This window comes from Micromonospora sp. NPDC003816 (genome assembly GCF_042874705.1).
GTDB lineage: Bacteria > Actinomycetota > Actinomycetes > Mycobacteriales > Micromonosporaceae > Micromonospora.
The window spans coordinates 33,033-37,446 of the sequence record NZ_JBIANP010000008.1 but is presented as its reverse complement, the minus strand read 5'-3'; the positions used below and the strand labels follow the sequence as shown (position 1 = coordinate 37,446).

Below are 4,414 nucleotides of genomic sequence, written 5' to 3'. Positions count from 1 at the left end.
CGGTGCCTCACCACCCAGCCACCGGGGGTGCTTGCCATGACGGTCTCCAGGGTGTTCGCGGCGCGCGGGATCGGACACGGGGTCATCGCCTATGCCTTCCGGGCGTACTTCTTGTAGCCGGCGTCGGCGATCATGATCTGCTGCAGCTGGGAGGTGCCCTCGATGATTTCGAGGATCTTCGCCTCCCGGAACAGGCGTTCCGCGGGGTATCCCGACCAGCACCCGTTCCCACCCAGCACCTGGACCGCGTCCGACGTCGCACGTTGGGCGACGGTGGACGAGAAGTACTTCGCGATGATCGTCTCGGTGGCCGCGTCGGCACTGCGCTGCGCGAGCGACCGGCCCGCGCTGCGACACAGTTCCCGGGCCGCGGCGACGCTGGTGACCGCGTCGGCGACCATCTTCTGCACCAACTGCTGCGTGCCGATCTTGACCCCGAACTGCTCGCGTCGCGTCGCGTAGGTGCACATCTCCTCCAGCGCCGCCTGGGCCAGCGCGACACCGGCCCACGCGATGCTGTAGCGACCGTGCAGGAGGGCCGTGTTCACCACGAAGCCGAAGCCGGCCCCGATACCCGCGATGAGGTTCTCCGCCGGCACCTCGACGTCGTCCAGCTCGATCTCCGCGATGTGGGTCGCGCGGTTGCCCAGGAAGCCGGACATCGGCCAGGTCCGTACGCCGGGCATGTCGCGTTCCACCATGAACGCGCTCGTGACGCCGTTGTCGGTCGCCAGCACCAGGATCAGGTCGGCCACACCGGCGAAGGAGATCCACTTCTTGCGTCCGTTGAGGACGAAGGAGTCGCCCTTCCTGATGTACGTCGTGGCGACCGCCGCCGCGTCCGACCCGGCGCCCTCCTCGGACAGCGCGAAGCAGCCGATCATCTCGCCCCGGGCGAGGGCGGTGAGGTACTTCTCCTTGAGCCGCCGCGACGCCAGTTCCAGCAGCGTCCCGGCGACGATCGAGGTGTGGACGGTCAGCAGCGCCCGGGTGGACGCGCAGGCCTTGCCGATCGCCTCGGTGACCTCGCCGTACTCCAGCGGGTCCAGGCCGAGTCCGCCCCACTTCGTCGGGATCGACGCACCGAGCAGACCTTCCGCCGCCATCCTCTGGATGACGTCGCGCGGCAGGGCCTCGTCCCGGTCGAACTCCGCGGCCCGTGGGGCCAGCTCGGTCTCGGCGAAGAGCATGGCGCGTGCGATGACGTCGGACCTGTCCATGTCACTCACCAGCCGAGGCCTTCAGTTCACCCACCATGTCCGCGAGGCGGCGGACCGAACTGAAGTTCTGCAGGATGATGTAGTCGTCCGGAACCACGATGTCGAACGTGGACTCGACGTAGTGCAGGAGCTGCATGGCGAACAACGACGTGAAATAGCCACGCTCGAAGATGTTCTCCTCGTCGTCCAGCTCGACGTCCTTGAACGCGGTCATGTTCTCCCGGAGGTACTCCCGGATCCTGTTCGCAGCGTCCGCCACCATCACGTCTGCCATGTTCACCACCGCCTCGTCACGCATCGATCTTGACCTTGATGTAACCGGGATAGTCCTGACGGACCGCGAGATCGTGCTCGTACAGGTAGTCGTTGCCCTCGCGCCACACCACGCGGAAGTTCGCCAACTGGTACGTCACCAGCATCTGGCGGTTCCGGTCGGTCCGGCGGAAGCGGGCCAGGAGACGCTTCCCGTTCTCGGCGGCCCGGTTCAACAGGAAGGACAGCAGGACCGTGCCCACGCCCTTGGACACCGTCCGACACGACATCAGCAGGAGGTTGACCGTCCAGCGGTCGTCCTGCTTCTCCACCAGCGCCACGCCGATCTTGCCGTAGGAGCCGTAGCGGTCGGTCAGCTCGCACACCCAGATGTCGTGGTCGGGGCTGCCCATCAGCTCTTCGAGCTGCTGGTGCGAGTACTGGATGCCGGTGGAGTTCAGCTGGTTGGTGCGCTCGGTCAGCTCAGCGAGGCGCAGCAGGTCGCCGTCCCTCGCTTGAGAAATCGTGAAGATCATGTCGAGACCGCTGAGGAACTCGTCCGGGGCGCCCCGGTGCTCGAGCTCCGCGGCGTTGCGCGCGTGATCCTCCAGGTACATCCGCCGACGGCGGGCGGCGTCCTCGGTCACCACCGGGGGTGACAGGCGCGGAATCGCGAGCAGGGTGCCCAGATCCGCCGCGTCGACCGTCTCGACCTCCGGGTGGGCGAAGGCCACCTCGTCGCGCTCGAACGGCTGGTCGTCCACGAACATGATCGTGTCGATGCCGATGTTCAGCTTCTCGCGGATCGCGGCGAGCGAGCTGGACTTGCTGTTCCAGTTGATCTGCGGATAGAGGAAGTACTCGGCGAGGCCGACCTCCTCCAGCTTGCGCACCGCGTCGTCGTGGTTGTTCTTGCTGGCCACCGACTGAAGGATGCCGCGCGCATCCAGGGTCTTGATCACGTTGACCACGTCGTCGCGGAGGACGAGGTCATCGCCGGCGGACAGGGTGCCGTGCCACAGCGTGTCGTCGAGGTCCCAGACGACACACTTCGCCATCTTCATAGATCGAAGTCCTCCAGGGGGATCGCTGCCCGGTGGCGCAGCCGATGACCGCGTCAGCGTTCGGGGAGATCTCAGTGGTTCGCGTAGGTGTAGAAGCCCTGACCGCTCTTCCGTCCCAGCCGGCCCGCGGCGACCATCTTCTTCAGCGTCGGGCAACAGCGGAACTTGCTGTCCTGGAACTCCGCGTAGAGCACGTTCAGGGAGTCGACCACGGTGTCCAGGCCGATGAGGTCGGCGGTCTCCAGCGGGCCCATCCTGTGCCCGTACCCGAGCTTGAAGATGGCGTCGATCTGCTCCGGCTCGGCGACGCCGTCGTGCACCAGGAAGGCCGCCTCGTTCATGAACAGGTGCGACAACCGGTTGGACACGAAGCCGGGCATGTCGTTGACCACGATGGACTGCTTGCCGAGCGACCGGACGAACTCCTCGGCCTGCTTGATCGTGTCCTCGGAGGTGTGGTAGCCACGGACGACCTCCGCGCACTCCAGCAGGGGAACCGGATTCATGAAGTGGATGCCGACGACGTCGTGGGGTCGTGGCGTGCCGGCGGCGAGCTTGGTGATGGAGATACAGCTCGTGTTCACGGCGATCTTCGTGCTCTCGCCGCAGACGTCACGCAGATCGAGGTAGAGGCGCTCCTTGGCGGCCAGGTCCTCGACGATGTTCTCGACGATCCAGTCGACTCCGGCGAGGTCGCCGAGGTCGGCGCCGAAGCGGATGCGGCCCAGGATCTCGTCGGCCTTCCAGGCGGCGGCGGCCGGAGACATCATCCGGAACTTCCGGACGAGCTGCCGGATGTCCCGGGGCGCGGTGGCCAGCACGTCGGAGTCGTGGTCGGACAGGATGACGTCGTAACCCTTGGCCGCGCACGTGATGGCCACGTCCTTGCCCATGACGCCCGCGCCGATGACCCCTACTGTCGCCATTGTCCAGCCGCCCCCGGTAATGATGGAAAGGGCACGCGTAATGTACGCGAACATCGCTCCAACATTCGCCTTCGCACACCCATATGGACGACGCCGGGCTGAGTCGGCCCGGCGTCGGAGGAACCTATTACACGATTGCCCCGTTTGTTCGGAGACCCTGCACGCAATGAGTGGACATCAGCAGCAGGTGCCCGCTTCGCCTTCATTGCAAGTTGCATGAGATTGTCAACTCCGTGCGACGGACCATACACGGAAGCGCCGCAAGCCGTAAAGACGAGCATCGACACTACGGGCAGTAGTGGCTCAATTGCACACTGCTTCGGGGGCGATTGGCCGCCGCGACAGGACGATCAAAACGGCAAAAAATTCGCACCCGAGCGGCCTGGCCCCCGCCCCTTAAAGCCCTCGGTTTCGCAGTGTCAGCGGCCAATCCGGTCAAAAGTAGGGATGAATAGATGATCCGGCGAGCCCTTGCGGCCGAAGGCGTTATCTGATCCACATGCGACAGACGGTCCGGCAGCCGGGCCGCCCACGTCAGGGCAACCGCAGGTCAACGACGCAGAGGACGCGCCGCAACCATGCCGCACCACCCCAATTACGGACGATCAAAGGAAAGCACGCGGATCACACTTCACGACGGGCCAGCCCGAACCGGCCGCGTCCGCACGTGTCCGGAGCCCGCCCGAACCGTTGCACACGACCCCCTCCCGCCGGCAGTACGTCTCAGATTGGCGACGACGTGCCAAACCGATAATGCATCCGCTTACCCGCCACTCCACCCACACGCCGCCCTCTAGTCGACTCCGGCAAGACTCAGCCGCCGATTAGTGATGACACGCCTTTAATGTCCATCTTGGATGTTGGCAGAACCGATATCACCGGTGGGGAAATTTGCTGTCGCAAATTCCTGTCCGGAGAGCGCTCCATGGGTGCGCCTGTTCCGACTCGGACT

General features: G+C 65.3%; 4 protein-coding genes. All 4 read right to left on the bottom strand.

The window, feature by feature from the left end; all coding sequences use genetic code 11:
- Positions 1-89: 89 nt before the first annotated feature.
- Complete coding sequence (locus ACFYTT_RS23475) at positions 90-1,220, bottom strand: acyl-CoA dehydrogenase family protein (protein ID WP_131052702.1); 1,131 nt, start codon at positions 1,218-1,220, stop codon at positions 90-92.
- Position 1,221: 1 nt separating this feature from the next.
- Positions 1,222-1,518: a phosphopantetheine-binding protein gene (locus ACFYTT_RS23470; protein ID WP_357215565.1), complete on the bottom strand. Its 297-nt coding sequence runs from the start codon at positions 1,516-1,518 to the stop codon at positions 1,222-1,224.
- Positions 1,511-2,536, bottom strand: a complete 1,026-nt coding sequence (locus tag ACFYTT_RS23465) for an HAD family hydrolase (protein ID WP_131052701.1) — start codon at positions 2,534-2,536, stop codon at positions 1,511-1,513. The genes ACFYTT_RS23470 and ACFYTT_RS23465 overlap by 8 nt, the downstream gene beginning before the upstream one ends.
- A 71-nt stretch (positions 2,537-2,607) precedes the next feature.
- The gene (locus ACFYTT_RS23460; RefSeq protein ID WP_387262196.1) at positions 2,608-3,462 is read right to left on the bottom strand and encodes a 3-hydroxyacyl-CoA dehydrogenase family protein; all 855 of its coding nucleotides are present in this window, start codon (positions 3,460-3,462) and stop codon (positions 2,608-2,610) included.
- Between the last annotated feature and the right edge of the window lie 952 nt (positions 3,463-4,414).

Excerpts from the sequence above, each read along its gene's own strand:
- ACFYTT_RS23465 (WP_131052701.1), bottom strand. The coding sequence starts at position 2,536 with ATGAAGATGGCGAAGTGTGTCGTCTGGGACCTCGACGACACGCTGTGG.
- ACFYTT_RS23475 (WP_131052702.1), bottom strand. The coding sequence starts at position 1,220 with ATGGACAGGTCCGACGTCATCGCACGCGCCATGCTCTTCGCCGAGACC.
- ACFYTT_RS23460 (WP_387262196.1), bottom strand. The coding sequence starts at position 3,462 with ATGGCGACAGTAGGGGTCATCGGCGCGGGCGTCATGGGCAAGGACGTG.
- ACFYTT_RS23470 (WP_357215565.1), bottom strand. The coding sequence starts at position 1,518 with ATGCGTGACGAGGCGGTGGTGAACATGGCAGACGTGATGGTGGCGGAC.